The 15,342-nt window shown below is 58.3% G+C and carries 10 protein-coding genes; 6 read left to right on the forward strand and 4 right to left on the reverse strand.

Annotated features, from left to right (window positions below):
* Positions 1-83 precede the first annotated feature (83 nt).
* A complete protein-coding gene (locus tag JQ604_RS13985; RefSeq protein ID WP_249158246.1) occupies positions 84-1,142 on the forward strand; it encodes a polysaccharide deacetylase family protein in 1,059 nt (352 codons plus the stop codon).
* Positions 1,143-1,156: 14 nt separating this feature from the next.
* Here JQ604_RS13985 and JQ604_RS13990 read toward each other — a convergent pair whose 3' ends face one another.
* Positions 1,157-2,275, reverse strand: coding sequence for a glycosyltransferase family 4 protein (locus tag JQ604_RS13990; protein ID WP_212357976.1), 1,119 nt, complete (start codon positions 2,273-2,275; stop codon positions 1,157-1,159).
* 447 nt (positions 2,276-2,722) lie between these two features.
* Between JQ604_RS13990 and JQ604_RS13995 the strand changes: the two genes are divergently transcribed.
* Complete coding sequence (locus JQ604_RS13995) at positions 2,723-3,580, forward strand: WecB/TagA/CpsF family glycosyltransferase (protein ID WP_283817991.1); 858 nt, start codon at positions 2,723-2,725, stop codon at positions 3,578-3,580.
* A 107-nt stretch (positions 3,581-3,687) separates the two neighbouring features.
* Positions 3,688-5,565: an asparagine synthase (glutamine-hydrolyzing) gene (gene asnB, locus JQ604_RS14000; protein ID WP_212357977.1), complete on the forward strand. Its 1,878-nt coding sequence runs from the start codon at positions 3,688-3,690 to the stop codon at positions 5,563-5,565.
* A 138-nt stretch (positions 5,566-5,703) separates the two neighbouring features.
* Here the strand turns inward: asnB and wecB are convergent, their stop codons facing one another.
* Both wecB and JQ604_RS14010 read right to left on the reverse strand, forming a co-directional pair.
* Entirely contained in the window at positions 5,704-7,968 is a 2,265-nt protein-coding gene (gene wecB / locus JQ604_RS14005; protein WP_212357978.1) for a non-hydrolyzing UDP-N-acetylglucosamine 2-epimerase, read from the reverse strand.
* A 348-nt stretch (positions 7,969-8,316) separates the two neighbouring features.
* Entirely contained in the window at positions 8,317-9,525 is a 1,209-nt protein-coding gene (locus JQ604_RS14010; RefSeq protein WP_212357979.1) for a glycosyltransferase, read from the reverse strand.
* A gap of 355 nt (positions 9,526-9,880) precedes the next feature.
* Here JQ604_RS14010 and JQ604_RS14015 point away from each other — a divergent pair, with 355 nt between their 5' ends.
* The 3 genes from JQ604_RS14015 (at position 9,881) to JQ604_RS14025 (ending at position 13,960) form a co-directional block, all read left to right on the forward strand.
* The gene (locus JQ604_RS14015; protein ID WP_212357980.1) at positions 9,881-11,167 is read left to right on the forward strand and encodes an acyltransferase family protein; all 1,287 of its coding nucleotides are present in this window, start codon (positions 9,881-9,883) and stop codon (positions 11,165-11,167) included.
* A 217-nt stretch (positions 11,168-11,384) separates the two neighbouring features.
* Positions 11,385-12,230, forward strand: a complete 846-nt coding sequence (locus tag JQ604_RS14020) for a polysaccharide lyase (protein WP_212357981.1) — start codon at positions 11,385-11,387, stop codon at positions 12,228-12,230.
* A 116-nt stretch (positions 12,231-12,346) separates the two neighbouring features.
* Positions 12,347-13,960 (forward strand): hypothetical protein, encoded by a 1,614-nt coding sequence (locus JQ604_RS14025; protein WP_212357982.1) that lies wholly within the window; start codon positions 12,347-12,349, stop codon positions 13,958-13,960.
* Positions 13,961-13,972: 12 nt separating this feature from the next.
* Here the strand turns inward: JQ604_RS14025 and JQ604_RS14030 are convergent, their stop codons facing one another.
* Positions 13,973-15,334, reverse strand: coding sequence for an O-antigen ligase family protein (locus tag JQ604_RS14030; RefSeq protein ID WP_212357983.1), 1,362 nt, complete (start codon positions 15,332-15,334; stop codon positions 13,973-13,975).
* Positions 15,335-15,342 lie beyond the last annotated feature (8 nt).

A 15,342-nucleotide genomic window follows, 5' to 3' on the forward strand; every position in this document is an offset into this window, starting at 1 on the left:
TTTGGCTAGACTGGTATCGAAGTTGTGCCTGAGCATCGGTCTCGCCAGCGCCGAACGGGTCACCATTGCGGAGATCGCCTCAATTGAAGCGACAGCTCAAAGACCTTGTATTTCGTGCAATCGGGAGCGCCGGTTTTTTCCCGGTCTTTCGCAGGATCTTCGCCGGCAGGGCGGTGATCGTCATGTTTCACGAAATCCAGCGGGATTGTCGGTCGGAATTGATGACCGGCACTTCTGTTGAATTATTCGAATACTCGCTCGGTTGGCTCAAACAAGAAGGATGGGCGATTGTCAGCCTGGAGGAGTGCCTTGAGCGGCTCGCCTCGAACGACCAATCGCGCCGCTACGCGGTCCTCACTTTCGATGACGGGTATTGGGACAATATCTCGGTGGCGCTCCCGATCCTCGAGCGCAACAACGCTCCGTTCACGATGTACGTGCCGACCGCTGCGCTAACGCGGACCATGCAGTGCTGGTGGTTGGGATTGCGCGAGCTGTTTCGCTCCAGGGATGATGTCACAATCGATGCAATGGGTATGCGGTTTCATTGTCATGACCTCGAGAGCAAACGGCTCGCCCTGACGAAAGTCGACCAGTGGGTTCACCAGGATTATAGGCGTGCCGAAATGCTTGCGCAGACCTTCAGCGACGCCGGTATTTCGCTATCGAGGTTGAACAGCCAATACTTCCTTGATCGGGGCGCGCTTCAGGAATTATCGCGTCATCCCCTCGCATCGATTGGCGGGCACACGACCTCGCACGCAGCGCTGGCGACCATTGATACGACCTCGGCGCGCGCCGAATTGGCCGATAACCGCAACTATCTCGAGAACCTGCTTCAGTTGCCCGTCCGGCACCACGCTTATCCGTATGGCGCGTGCGGTGTGCGTGAAGAGCATCTCGCCAAGGAGGCGGGCTTTGCGACCGCCGTGACAACGCGGCACGGTCAGCTGGGCACCGATCGTCTCAACCAGTTTGCGCTTCCCCGCATTGGGGTGGGCAGCGCCTTTGACTCCGAAATTTCGTTCGCGGCGCGAATGAATGGGGTGCAGCTTGCAGCGCAAACGCTCCTTGCCGGCCGATCCCATCGGCAGCCCGCGGCAAGGGATGTTTCGGGCCGAGGGCGCGCGACGGTGAGCTGAGGCCGCGGGGCCGCTCAGGCACGCGTCTCCGGCCCCCGACATCGTGCGGCCTTTCGCCAGACCGATGCCAGTCGCCTCGTGTAGCTATTGATCTCATATCGTTCCGCGTGGTCGCGGCGGCCGGCGTCGCCCAGACGGCGCCTCAACGCGCCATTTTCGATCAATCGGTTAAGCGCATCGGCAAGTGCTGCAGCGTCCCCCACGGGCACCAGGAGCCCGTTGCGTTCGTGGGTGACGACTTCGGGAACCGCGCCGACAGGTGTTGCGACCACAGCTATACCGTAAGCGAAGGCTTCGATGACCGCCATCGGTAGAGATTCTACGAAAGATGGGAGTGTGAGAATGTCGGTCTGCTGAAGCAGCGCCGCGGTCTCTGAAGGAGCGAGCCAGCCCGGGAAGTCGATGCGATCGGCGATGTTGAGACGTCGAGCGTGATCGCGGGTTTGCTCTATGTCTCCGCTGCCAGCGATGGTCGCGCGCCAGTCCGCGCGGCATGCCAGCCTTCCGAGCGCATCGACGAGTTGTGGCACACCCTTGTCTGGTTCAAGAAAGCCGAGAAAGGTAATGCGCGTTTGCCCGGATTCCGATCGGTCCGGATTTGGATGGCTCGGCGACGTGCTTGCGTTCGGAAGAATCGTTATCTTATCGCGAAGGCCGGGAAGCCGATCGAGGATGACGCGCGCACCATAGTCGCCCAGCACGATAATCGCCGCACTATCCACGAACAATCTGTTGATGCTTCGACGCAACTTTGGCCCGGCTTCTGCCCAGAACTGATCAAATTGGCCGGCGTGAAGATGAACGACATAGGGCACCCGAAAATGGCGCGCCATCGCCGCGATGATCAGCTTGCGGTACGCGCTTCCGCGCCATGCAAGATGAATATGGATGAGGTCAACCTTCCCGCGTCGTGCGGCGAGACAGAATTGAAACAGCGCCCGCGCAAAGACCACCGCTCCCCAATAGATGCTCTTCTGTCCCCTGGTGACCAGTCGCTCGGCCTTGACGTCGAGATCTCCGCGTTGGTCGATCGTATCGATGATGAGATCCGTAAGGCGATCAATTCCTCCTCGGCCATGCGCACCGTAGGGTGTGGCTACCAGCAACCGAAGGGGATTCAGGGTCCTGCTCATCAAACACACCGAAATCTGTCAGCACGCGACGCGGAGCCATGCTCGGCAATGGTGCGAGCCTCAACCGGGACAACAAATCCGACGCTCGTCCGAGAACGCCGCGGAACGCGGGCGGATAGTGTCCGTGATGCCCAGCTAGCTGCAGATCATAAGACGAGACAATCTCCGCGACCTTACCATTCTTGGCTACCCACAAGCGTGGCGTTCAGCCGGTGCTCATTGGACCAGGCAGACAGATCGCGGCCCGCGCTAGCGACGGTTCGAAAGCACAGGATTGCGCGGCGATCGCCGCTGTAGGTGGTCCACCGTTCCCACGCCGGCGGACCCAGGGCGAGCGCCAGCGGCCGAGAATCGACGCGACTACTCCCAATTGGCTAGCCACTCAGCCCCAGCCACCACCCCTTCTGCTTGCACCTGCTCAGATCGTCCAAAGCTATTGTCGCCTTGATGAAGATCGAGGTGTTCAGACTTCGTGCGTCGCGCAGCGGCGAGCGGGAGGTGGCGATGCGTGCGTCATTTCTAGGGTGCCCCATTGATGTCCTGACGATGGCCGATACGGTCGAGCTCGCACGCACGGCGATGCATAGCCAGCAGCGCTTGCAGCATGTTGCGCTCAACGTCGCCAAGCTGGTCAGCATGCGCTTTGATCCGGTGCTGGCTGCCGATGTCGCCAGCAGCGATGTGATCAGCATCGATGGCATGGGCATCGTATGGGGCGCGCGGGCACTCGGCCTGCCGGTCAAGTCTCGCGTGGCCGGCGTCGATCTGCTCACCGAGCTTCTTGCGCTCTGTGAAAGGGAGGGGTTCAAACCGTATTTTCTGGGAGCGACCCCGGTCGTGTTGCAGCAGGCGGCGCGGCGAGTCCGCGACAAGCATCCCTCGATCGCGTTCGCAGGCCTCAGGGACGGCTACTTCACACGCGAGCAGGAGGCAGACGTGGTCCGGGACATTCGGTCGAGTCGCGCGGATTGCCTCTTTATCGGCATGCCGTCGCCGCGCAAGGAGCGGTTTCTTGCGTCCTATCGCGATACGCTCGGTGTTCCCTTCATCATGGGGGTCGGTGGTTCGTTCGATGTCCTTGCCGGCGCGGTACGGCGGGCGCCGGTTCGCGTCCAGCAACTCGGGCTCGAATGGCTTTACCGCGTCTATCAGGAGCCGGGACGCATGTGGTGGCGATATGCCAAGACCAATACGCTATTCGCCGGCATTCTGGCCCGAGCCATTGTACGCCAGAGGTTGGGCATGGCACCGCGAGCGCACGGCGGGCTGCCGCCCGGCGCGGGTGGGGTGGGCCATTCGGTCTAAGGTGTTCACCAGCCGCGAGCGACACACTGCCATGCTTCAATTTGGGTCGACGCCGCTAGCCCGCGCTGACGCGAGCGATCTTCCATCGTCCAGATAAGGCAATAGCAATGTGTGGGATATTCGGATGGGTTCTTGGGCCCGCCAGGCATCAGGACCGCGAAACTCTCATCAAGCTTACCGATTTGATGTCACATCGGGGGCCGGACGGTTCGGGCTACCGGATTTATGGAACGGCGGATGAGCGATTCCAAATCGGCTTCGGCCACCGCCGGCTCTCGATCATCGACATCGGTGGCGGCGCGCAGCCGATGTCGAGTGAGGACGGCCGCTTCAACCTGATCTTCAACGGCGAAATCTACAACTATGTTGAACTAAGGGAAGAGCTTGTCGGTCTCGGCCATCGGTTTCGCACGAACTCGGACAGCGAGGTCCTCATAGAGGCCTATCGCGAGTGGCAGCTTGACGCGATCCGCAGATTTCGCGGCATGTTCGGCTTTGCGTTGTGGGACGCAATGGAGCAGCGGCTCATACTTGCCCGCGATGCATTCGGCAAAAAGCCATTGTTCGTCGGCGAACTGGACGGTGGTTTTCTCTTCGGCTCGGAGACCGAACCGCTCATTCAATTTCCAGGGTTTAGCCGAGAGTTCGATTCCGAAGCCCTCGGGCATTATCTCCTCAACCGGTACGTTCCGGGCCCTGCCACGTTTTTTCGCAAGCTGAAGAAGCTGCCGCCGGGTCATTATGCCGTGTGGCAGAACGGAACGCTGAAGACGACACGCTATTTTGCGCCGCCAGTGTCGACGACCGCGCCGGATGTCAAATCATTCCATGATGCGATTTCCCTGTTCAGGCAGACATTCGATGAGTCCGTCCGAATTCGCATGCGCAGTGATGCGCCGTTCGGCGCCTATCTCTCCGGTGGCATCGACTCGTCGGCGGTCGTCGCGACCATGGTCAGGCATAGCGCGGAACCGGTGCGGACTTTCTCGGTAGGTTTTCGGGAAGCGGAATACTCCGAGCTCGATCATGCACGTGTCATTGCGCGCCAGTTTGGCACCATTCACAATGAACTGGTCGTCGAGCCCGACAGCTTCCTCGCACATTGGCCAACCGCCGTCCTGCGGCGTGGTGCCCCAGTCAGCGAAACATCGGACATCCCGATCCTTCTGCTTTCGGAGATGGCCTCTCGCAGTGTGAAGATGGTGCTCACCGGCGAAGGATCCGACGAGTTGATGGGTGGGTATCCGAAGCATCGCGCCGAGCAATGGATAGGACTCTACCAATGGCTGATGCCGCGCCCGTTGCACGACGGGCTGATATACCCGCTGGTGCGTTCCTTGCCCTACGGGATGCGGCGCGTAAAGATTCTTGCATTGGCCGCGGGCGAGCGCGACCTTCCAAATCGGATGCGGCTGTGGTTCGGCGGCACCTCGGTCGCCGAAGCCCAGGAGATGCTGGATCGTCCGCTATCGGCAACGCCGCCGGACGCTTATCCGTACTCGTCCGGGCTCAAATCCTGTCTGCGCCGCACACTGTTCTTCGATCAGACATCCTGGCTTCCGGATGATTTGTTGGAGCGTGGCGATCGAATGATGATGGCGGGGTCGATCGAGGGCCGGATGCCGTTCATGGATACGGCGCTGGCCGGCACCGTTGCACGCTTCCCCGACGAATTTCTGACCGGGGGAAAGGGGGGCAAGACGGTGCTGCGCGCTGCGATGGACAATATCCTGCCGCCGGAGATCCTGCGGCGGAAAAAGGTCGGGTTTCGTGTCCCGATCGGAGATTGGTTCAGAGGCCCGTACCGTGATTTCCTGCAAGACATGCTGGTGAGCGAAAGTTCAAGGCTGGCGCAAATGATAAGGGCCCCCAAGCTGCGTAGGCTTGTCACAGAACACCTTGAAGGTCGGCAGAATCACGAGAAAATTCTTTGGTCGCTGACGAATCTCGAGATCTTCTTGCGTACGTTCAAGGTCGCAACATAGAAGGCCCGCTTTTGAACCCCATGCGCTGCGCCCCTGCGGAACGATAGCGCACTTCGCGCCGGGCACGGCGTCACGTCAGCAATTCGCTCGCGAAGCGTTGCGACGGCGGGTTTGCATCAACTCAGTCGATGCACGCGTCTATGGCCCCAGGCCGGAAATTGCACCAGCGTCGGCGTTGATCAGCTTGTCAAACGAAAGCAGCGGAGATCCGAACGTCCTGGACGCATAGACTTTATGATTCGAAAGGATCACCAGCACGTCCGCCCACCCGTCGACCTGTTCGATGGGGAACAGCTCGAGATCAAACTGCTTCACGAACGGATCGTGGCAGCGGATCTTGTAGTTCTTCGACAGAAGCTTTGCCACTTGCAAAGCCGGAGTCTCGCGCGCATCGTCGACATCCGGCTTGTAGCTCACTCCCAGAATTCCGATTCGCTGAGCGGATGATCCGATCTTGCTGCAAATCCGCTCGGCGATATGCTTCGGCATGTCATCGTTCAGCTCGCGCGCCGTGCGGATGAGGTTCCGATCGGCGACGTCTTCGGTCAGGAACCACGGATCGATGGCGATGCAGTGGCCCCCGACTCCGATACCCGGTTGCAGGATGTCGACGCGCGGATGCTTGTTGGCAAGCTTGATCGCAGCCGAGATGTTGAATTTGAACTTGTCCGCAATCAGGGAGAACTCGTTCGCGAGAGCGATATTGACGTCGCGAAAGGTGTTTTCCATGAGCTTCACGCATTCCGCGGTCACGAGATTGGTCCGGTGAATCGCGCCTTTCGTGAAGGTCGAATAGAGGCGTGCCGCTCTTTGTGCCGCTTCCGGTGACGAGGCACCAATGATGCGATCGTTGTGCACGATCTCATGCAGCGTGTTGCCGGGGATCGCGCGTTCCGGGCAGTGCGCGACTTCGACCTTCAGATGTTTCGATTGCAGCATCGGAAGGATGATGTCTTCGCAAGTTTTCGGTTTGATCGTCGATTCGATGATCAGGAGATTTCCGTCCTTCAGGACGGGAAGCAGGCTGTCCACGGCCGAAAGGACCGAAGACAAATCGCACTTCTTGTTCCGGTGCGGGGTCGGTACGGCCACGATGAAAACGTCCGCCGCCACAGGCTTCGTCCGAGCTTCGAAGTTCCTGGTCTTCAAGGCCGCGCTCAACAGGTCCGGAATGCCGTTTTCTTCGAAAGGGCAATGGCCGCTGTTGATCTCGTTCACCTTCCTCTCGCTGAGGTCGCAGCCTGTGGTCGTTACACCCGCGTTCGCAAACAAGAGGGAGGTCGGAAGTCCCATGTAGCCAAGACCGACAACGCAAACAGTTTCTTGGTTCCGCGAAACCGGCTGCACAACTTGACCCGTGACGATGTCGAGGATCCGCTCGGCGGTGTGGCCATCGCCAAAGGGATTGGTCCAGGGTCTCACCGGGCGATTGAGAGCGGAGACCATCGCCTCCGGGTCACGGTTGACCAGAATATTCGCGCCGACCTCCACGGTTTCGGGGCGTTCCGTGGCATCGCGAATCGTCACACAGGGTATGCCGAGGATACAGGCTTCTTCCTGGACACCGCCGGAATCCGTAATGACGGCCGAGCAATTCGACAGCAAGGTCAGGAAATCAGAATAGCCGACGGGCTCGGTCCAGGTCAGATTGGCAGGCAGATCGATATTGTTTTCCTTGATGACCTTCTGGGTCCGATAGTGGATCGGCCAGCACACCTTGCCGGACATTTGGGTGATCAGTTGGATGATTTCCTTCAGCGCGTCCGGGTCGTCGACGTTCGCGGCGCGATGGGATGTGAAAAGGTAGTATTCATTCTTCTGCAGTTTCAGGTCGGAAAGAATTCGGCTGTTCTTCTCCGCTTGAACCCGATGAGAAAGCAAAGCGTCGACAATCGTGTTGCCAACCTTGAAAATCTTGGACCCCGGCAGGCCTTCCTTCATGAGATGGTCGACCTGCAGGTCGGTGACGGCAAACAGATAATCCGAGATATGGTCTGCGATGATCCGGTTGCTTTCTTCGGGCATGGTTTGGTCAAAGGAGCGCAATCCGGCCTCAACGTGACCGACCTTGATATGAAGCTTGTGCGCGGCGAGCGCGCCGGCGACGACCGTGTTCGTATCGCCCTGAACGAGCAGTACGTCGGGCTTCTCCGAAATCAATATTGGCTCGAGCTCGATCAATATGCGGCCAGTCTGGTTGGCGTGACCGCCGGAGCCGACATTCAGATTGTATTTCGGGGGAGGGAGATTGAGCTCGGAGAAAAAGATCCCGTCGAGTCTCTCGGAGTAATGTTGCTTCGAATGGATGATGAGGTAATCGAGTTTTCGCTTCTGGCACTCGCGAATAACCGGGGCCATCTTGATGATTTCCGGGCGAGTGCCAACGAGAATGGCGATTTTCATCGGTCCTCCATGAGAGGCGTCTCAACCAAATGTCACGACGCCTGGCTGCGGGAGCTCAGGGGCTTTGCGTATCTGCAGCTGCGGCCGTTCAAGGCGTTTGCGGGCGGGGCAATTGCCGGTACGAAATGCCGGAGAGTCCGCACGTCCTCGAACAAGCAGGGCCAAGCATAGTCCCATCGACCGGCCTGTGGCTCGCGCCCATTCGGATTACCCATGATCGAACGACGGGAAGCCGAGATCGGTCCGACGGCGACCGGTAGAGACGCCTTAAACAGCGGGTGCGTGAAAAGAAGTAATGAAATCGGCGTCAGGCCTGCAACGTTCGGCATGTCGCGTAGACGAGTTCGTTCAACGGACCTGCGCTTGTCCGTGTCCGATCTCGCATCGACTTCTCTCCACCAGAAGCCCGGTCAAGAAGTCCCTGTAGCGATCGAGCATGGGGCCGGCTGCAAAATTCGTGTTCACAAACTGAGATGCGGCACGTCCAACGGTGTCCCGCTTGAGCGGGTCGCTCAGCGTCTGGAGAGAATTCACAAAGGACATCGTGTCTCCGGGCGGGAATAAATAGCCGGTTTCCCCGGGAAGCACCATTTCGGCAGCATTTCCCACATTGCTGAGAACGACCGGCAGACCCATCGCCATCATTTCCAATGCGACAAGAGACGCCGCTTCGGAGATGCTACACAGGACGCCAACGTCAAAAGCGCTAGTGTACGGTCGCACGTCCTGCTGAAAGCCGGCAAAGACAACGTGCTCCGATACCCCGCTTTCGCTGGCATACTGCTCGATGTCTGCTTGCGTAGGGCCGCCTCCTACAAGCAGGGCCTTGGCCGGATAACCGCGACTTCGAAGTATTCGGATCGCGTCAATCAACTGACGATGATTCTTTTGCGGATAAAAACGGGCACACAGGCCGATGACATAATCGCCCGGTCCCAACCCCAGCATCGAGCGGGTCCGCTCTCTCCATTCACTGACTGAATGGGTTGAGAAACGACGCACGTCCACACCATTCCGAATGACGGTGGAGGTCGGAGGTTGATACCCTCGATCCTCCCACAGCTTGCGCTGATCCTGGGCGACGTAGACCATGGCGTCCGTCCGGGCGACGGCGTAGCGGTAAACGGGATGGAATAGCCGATCCCTCGAGGTCATGATGTCCGGGTTATGCAGGATCAGTACGAGTTTGGCAGTTGAGCCAGCCAACCGCCGTGAAACGGTCGCGAACAGCAATGGCCGCTCGTCTGCCGCGATGATGACGTCGGGGGCGTGGGTGCGGATCATTCGTGACACGCCAAGCGCCGTGCCGACGTCGTAAATTCGATTGCCATCGAGCATTTCAACAGCGCTTTGGCTGAGATGACCCTTCTTGATAGCGCTTGGATGGAGATGTGCCGGCCTAATGGACTTTTCGCCGAGATCCGTCGTCGAATAGCTGCTGGTGAGACCCACTATCGTGCAGATGTCACCGTGGGCCGCCAGCGCATTCGCAAGCTGATACGTATGATGCTCAGCACCTCCCGTTCCAAGACAGTTGAGCACAAACATCACGCGCATGAAGTCACTCTCCGTCTTGATGCCTGGAAAGAACAGAAATGAGGAGCGCTGACAACGCTCCGGGTCCTGGGATGGCACCGCGCGCCGGACGGAGCATCGGATGACAACCACATCGCCAACGACGCGGCGGCTCTGGTTTCAGGTCGCCCAATTCGAACGACTAGCTTCCGTATAGGTTTGTTTTCGGGCATGCCGCTCGTGGATTTGCCTAGGCCGACCGGCATCATAGCCTGCACTTCCTGCCGCTGCGGAAGCTCTCGTGGATTGCGGACAGCGAATATTGGGTAACCCGAAAGGTCGCGCCGCGGACCGGCTTGATGGATTTATGTTTCTCGTTGTTTCAACGGGACTTTTCATGGCAGGCCAATCAGAGCGGAGCTCCTACATCGATGCCTTCCGCGGCTTCGCGATTCTTGGCGTGTTGTTCCACCATTTCTTCTACCAGCAGATCGCCGCGGCCTATCCGTTCGAGGCGTCGCGGTTCCCGTCTCCGGCAGCAATCAATCACGGACATCTCGGTGTAGGCTTGTTCTTCATCCTGAGCGGGATGGTGTTCTATCGACCCCACATCGCCGATGATTGGGGAAAAGTGCTGCGGTTCTACTTCCAGCGCGCGCTTCGCTTATGGCCTCTCTACATCCTGACGATTCTGCTGCTGGGTTATCTCAAGCAGTACGACCTGCTCACGTTCGCCACGAGCTTTGCGCTGCTGCTGACCGGCATTCACGACTTCATTCCCAGATATTGGGAACCATCCTGGGCGCTCTGGGTGCTGTGGTCCCTCGGCGTGGAGATCATCTTTTCAATCTCGTTGCCGGGACTTCTGCTCGCCGAGCGGCGGCTCGGCTTTGCCCGCATCCTCATTGTGACGGTCGTCTTTTGCTTCGTCTATCGCATCGTCGGCGACCACGTCTGGATGATACGGCACCCTGATTACGCGAATCCTTTCCTGAATCCCCTCAAGGACAATTTCATCGGGCGGCTTGACGATTTCCTGTTCGGAATGGCCGCAATGCGAGCGGTCCGCAACGATATCACCATCAGGCCGGCCTACGGCTGGCTGGCTCTCGCTGGGCTACTGCTCGTCGGCCACTCCTGGTCGTATCTCGAAGCCGTCCCGCGCGGCTGGCCGCAGTCGGTGCTTGCATCGGCAAACCATACCGGGTTCGCGATCTGCTGTGTAACGCTGATCCTGGCCGTTCGGCGCGCGAAGATCTGGGACAGTTGGGTCTGCCAGCCCTTCGCTTTTGCGGGCACGGTCTGCTATTCGGCCTACATCATCCACGCTCTTCTCCTCGACCGCATGGATTGGCCGAAGGGGATCGATCTCGAAACACTGCTGGCCTTTGGCCGCTTCGCGTTTGGCACCTTTCTGCTGTCCGCCATTTCCTTCGCGACGATCGAAGCCATCGGCATTCGACACCTTCCGGCCTGGGCTCAGTGGACGAGACTCGTCCGCGGCGGCTCCTCGGTCCTCAATCCCGCGATCTGGCACAAATGCAAACCCATCCTTCCCCGCCGCACAATCGACGGGAGTTGGACCAGTCTCACGCAGACGTGGCGCCGGCAGCGCAAAGACGGAAAGTGGGAATATCGTCAAGGCGAGCCAACGGTCGATGACTGGTCGAACAGACAGTACTAGAAACCGGCAATTGCGGGCTGCCGATGGGCGAGGGCGCCAACGCCATATCCGAATAGCTTGCAAGGCCTTGCGAGCGGGAGTGTTCCCGTCTCCTATCTCCAACGCCATCCCCTGGGAGACGCCAAACAGGGGGCCGATGTAGGTAGCCCCAAAGAGTCCGCACATAGCGGGCGTTTTGAATTATGCGAAGGATTGTCGAGCCACCTGAAGTTGAGACATGTCCGTGCACAAGATTGTCAAGCTCGTGACCGCATGCGTCGTCCTTGGCGTACTACTTGCCGGTGCGGCCGAGGCCGCTTTCCTGATTGTTAGCATGTTCATGATGGGGCCCATCCCCATGCACGATGATTTTGCAACTGGCGATTTTTCACGATGGAGCCGCCTGGCAAAACAGGTTTGCTGCGACGGCTCGGCAACAGTCGTTGACGCACCAAACTGGGATTCCAAAAGCGCCGCAAGATTCAAGATCAGCTTTTACGATCCCGTCGTGAAAGGGAATCATCGCTCCGAGTTCCGATTGAAGGCGACGGAGTTTCACCGACTTTACGAATATAGATTGAAGATCTTCGTGCCGCCGGATTGGCAGTCCGACAGCAATCAGGTCATCGTAGCGCAGATGCACAACGTGCCGGACAGTTGGAAAGGCGAGGGGGGGCTGCAGCCCCCGCTGGAATTGAGCTTGGCGAATGATAGCTGGGTTCTCCGGACAGCCTGGGGGCGAGGTCCAACGTGGCTCGACCCAAAGGGAGACATTCATCGTGACACGCCATGGTCGCAGCCGTTTGAACGTGGAAAATGGACCGCCTGGACTTTTCGCACACGATGGTCGCTCGATGGGGACGGGATTATCGAGGTCGAAAAAGACGGTCATGCTGTCCTTCAGCAGCGCGGTGCGAACTGTTACGACAATTTGCTGGCTCCCTACCTCAAATTTGGAGTCTATGCTCCTGGTTGGATGAATTTGGGTGCACCTCCCGAAATCAAGACCAGGGAGATTTTTTTTACGGATGTTTCCGCGCGGGAGGCGGTGAGAGCGCCGACCGAGCATCTTGTTGAGCGATAGGCTGCGTGCTTTCCCAATAGCTGGAAACGCGATCCGTCATTTTACCGCTTGCGCTGCGTGATAAGGTCTTGGGCGTCCTTCTCATCGCACAGGCGAGACCCTTGAGGGGCCGGCACATGCGACGTCGCGATCTTCTTACCGGATTGTTGGCGACGACAACGGCGAGCGCTTTGGGGACGGCCGCCGGTCTATCAATGCCCGCCGTCAACGATGAGACCAATGCGCTCGCTTCTGCCATCTCGCCTGCACCGAGCAGCGCCTGGCTGCAGCAGGTCGATATCCTGATTACCACGCTCAAGCAAACCGGGATCTGGGCGACGCTCGATCTGTTCTATTGCTTCGCCGCACCATCCCAGAGTGCTTGCACTTACAACTGGGTCAACACGGCCCTGGGTCGCCTCACTGCCCATGGTTCCATTTCCTATAGTGCCGGCCAATGCCTCGCTGGCGATGGCTCCACAGGCTGGTTCTCGACCAACTTCCAGGTCAACAGCGGCAAGGCCTCCGATGGCAATTCTGCATTTGGGCACTTTTGCCTTAGTGAGTGCACATCCGACGACATTAGTCCGTTCCAGTGCAGTGGCGATAAATTTTCTATCGGTCACAAGGCCAATGGCTCCGTCATCAGTAACATCATGGCGTGCCTCAATACGTCGGATGGAATTTCCCTCAGCAGCGTTTACGGCTCGACGGTCGGACATTGGACGGTACAACAGAATGACACAGCGGCGCAGATTCAGGTCTTTCTCGATGGCTCATCGATCGGCACTGGCGCCGCAACCCACAGTGCGGGCGTCGGTACCGTTCAGCTCCTCAAGAGCGGGCATGATCATTTCACGTCGCGTCAGGTTGCTTTCGTACATTATGGATCGAAGCTGACAGCGCAGCAGCAGCTCGATCTCAGCAAGGCGCTCTATAGCTTCCTGGCCGCGATGGATGTCAGGCCGAAGATCGGCGGTCTCGGCTTGAGCACGGGACCGACCAATGTCGCGCCCTACAAACATCTCCCGACCGGAAACGGAAACAACCTGGTTTATCCGGTCACGACATCGACGAATGCACTTCATGGGTCCTTACAGGGGCGTGCCGGGGCCTATCCTTATTGTCTGATCAAGGTGACCGATCCAAACTATCTCAATCTGTATCGCTTCGAGGTGCATAAAGGCGATGCCGCCCCATTCGATGGTCCCAGCATCGATCGGATTCAATTCAATACTGCTCAGCTCCTGATTCCGTGGCAAGTGACCGGCGATATCTCGTTTGCCTTCTTCATAGAACCCGGCTCGAGCTTCGACTGCACCTTCTGTGATCTTCCCGATCTTCACGATCAGACTGACGGCGTCAATTCCGGGCCCACCCATGCGCTCTATCCCCGTGACGGGAATTTTGGTGTCTGGGTCCATATCAAGCCGACGACCTGGAGTTCTCCCTACGTCAGTTGCGAGACTGGCCGTTGGCATTTCGTGAGGACGACGTTCCGGATGGATAACTCTCCCAACGGGTTTGTGCAGACTTGGCTCGATGGCAAGCAACTCTGGAGTCGAAGCGGCGTGCAGGTTGGCACGCAGGCCAGGGCGCCATTCTGGTGGAATCTGGCGTTGTATCGGGGGAACAATTCAAATGGGCTGCCGTTGGCCGTCTGGTATGCGAACATCGAAATAGACGCATCGGGCTCGCAGCCGTTTGCATCGCGCATCAGCAATCCGCTGCCGGTGCCGCCGCTGATATGACCGTCAAGTGCCTTAGGCGGAAGATGTGCCCGATCGATGCAATCGCGCCAGGTTGATCATCATCGCGATGATCGGAAACACATACATGTTTTCAATGGTGGGAAGGATGTCGCACTCAGTCGCCATGCTGATTCCGCAACCAAAGAGGCACACGAACAGGGCCCAGTAAAGGTCACTGTTCAACTGTCGCCCAACTCGCAAGGCAAGGACTGTTCCAGCCGCAAGAAGAACCAGCAGCACCCCGGTCAAGATTGCCCCGCAATCAAGGAAGAAGTTGATGATGGCATTATGTGCATGGGTGACCGGCATCAAGGTCCCTGAAGCCCAAAGCGGGCTGGTCCCAGTTGCATAGCGACCAGCGCCAAACAGGAACAGGCTTGCATCGCTCGCCGCTTCATTCAACAGCGGGATCCAGACAGAATCGACACGGCCCGTGAACAAGGCGTCGGCCGAGACGTCAGTGCCGCCATCAAACCCGACCGAAAGAAGAGCTTGAACGGTTGGCACGGTCCACAGCAGCGATGCGACGCCGGCCGCCGCAGCACCGGCAGCCAAGATGACATAACTGCGCCGCAGGACCAGGAATAGGGCACACGAGACGGCTACAATGACCAGGGCGCTGCGTGACTGGAGAAGGAGAATTGCCACGAGCGCCAGACCGAACGGTACGATCCAGAAGGCGCCCCGCGTAAGAGCCCTATAGAGCAGCAGGGGGATCGTACAAATGTAAATGGTTCCAATGGTATTGTAATGGACGCCAAAGTACGTGTCGCAGAGCTCAGCCATTTCATTCCGGTTTACGGAAACAAGCTCGGCCATGTCGGCTTGGTCGGCTGAGTGCAGAGCCGACGGATTCATCAGGACGAGAACAGTGAAAGTAATTGATAGCAATAGTATCGAAAGGCAGATCACCGTCGTGATCTTCTCGAGATCCGGAAAAGAGCACATGCGCTTTAAGACAAACACGAAAGGCAGAAGGTAGAAACACGGCACGATGCACGACAGTAGGAAGCTAAAGTAGGAATCCGGAAATGAATCTGGGAAGCGGCTATGCAAAAGCGGCGCGTTCGGGATCGATCTGGCAAGGGCGATGGCAAGAGTAGCGAAGTACAAGAGAAGAAGTCTGATGGATGTTCGTTCGATTTTGTCAGTCGCGTGCAGGGGCGCAGTGTAAAGCACCACTTGAGCCAGGACGACCGCTGATAACAAGTTGAATGGTTTAAGTCCCTGGATATCGAACAAATTGTCCGTCATTCGCTGGAACGGGAGGACGAAAATGAACAGGAGGAAGAAAAAGGTACCAACTTGCGCGACTGAACGCGGCGACGTGAGATCGTAGGGCGCTTGCCCGCTATGGCTCAAAGATACACTCATCGACCTGT

Source organism: Bradyrhizobium jicamae, assembly GCF_018130695.1.
Taxonomy (GTDB): domain Bacteria; phylum Pseudomonadota; class Alphaproteobacteria; order Rhizobiales; family Xanthobacteraceae; genus Bradyrhizobium; species Bradyrhizobium jicamae_B.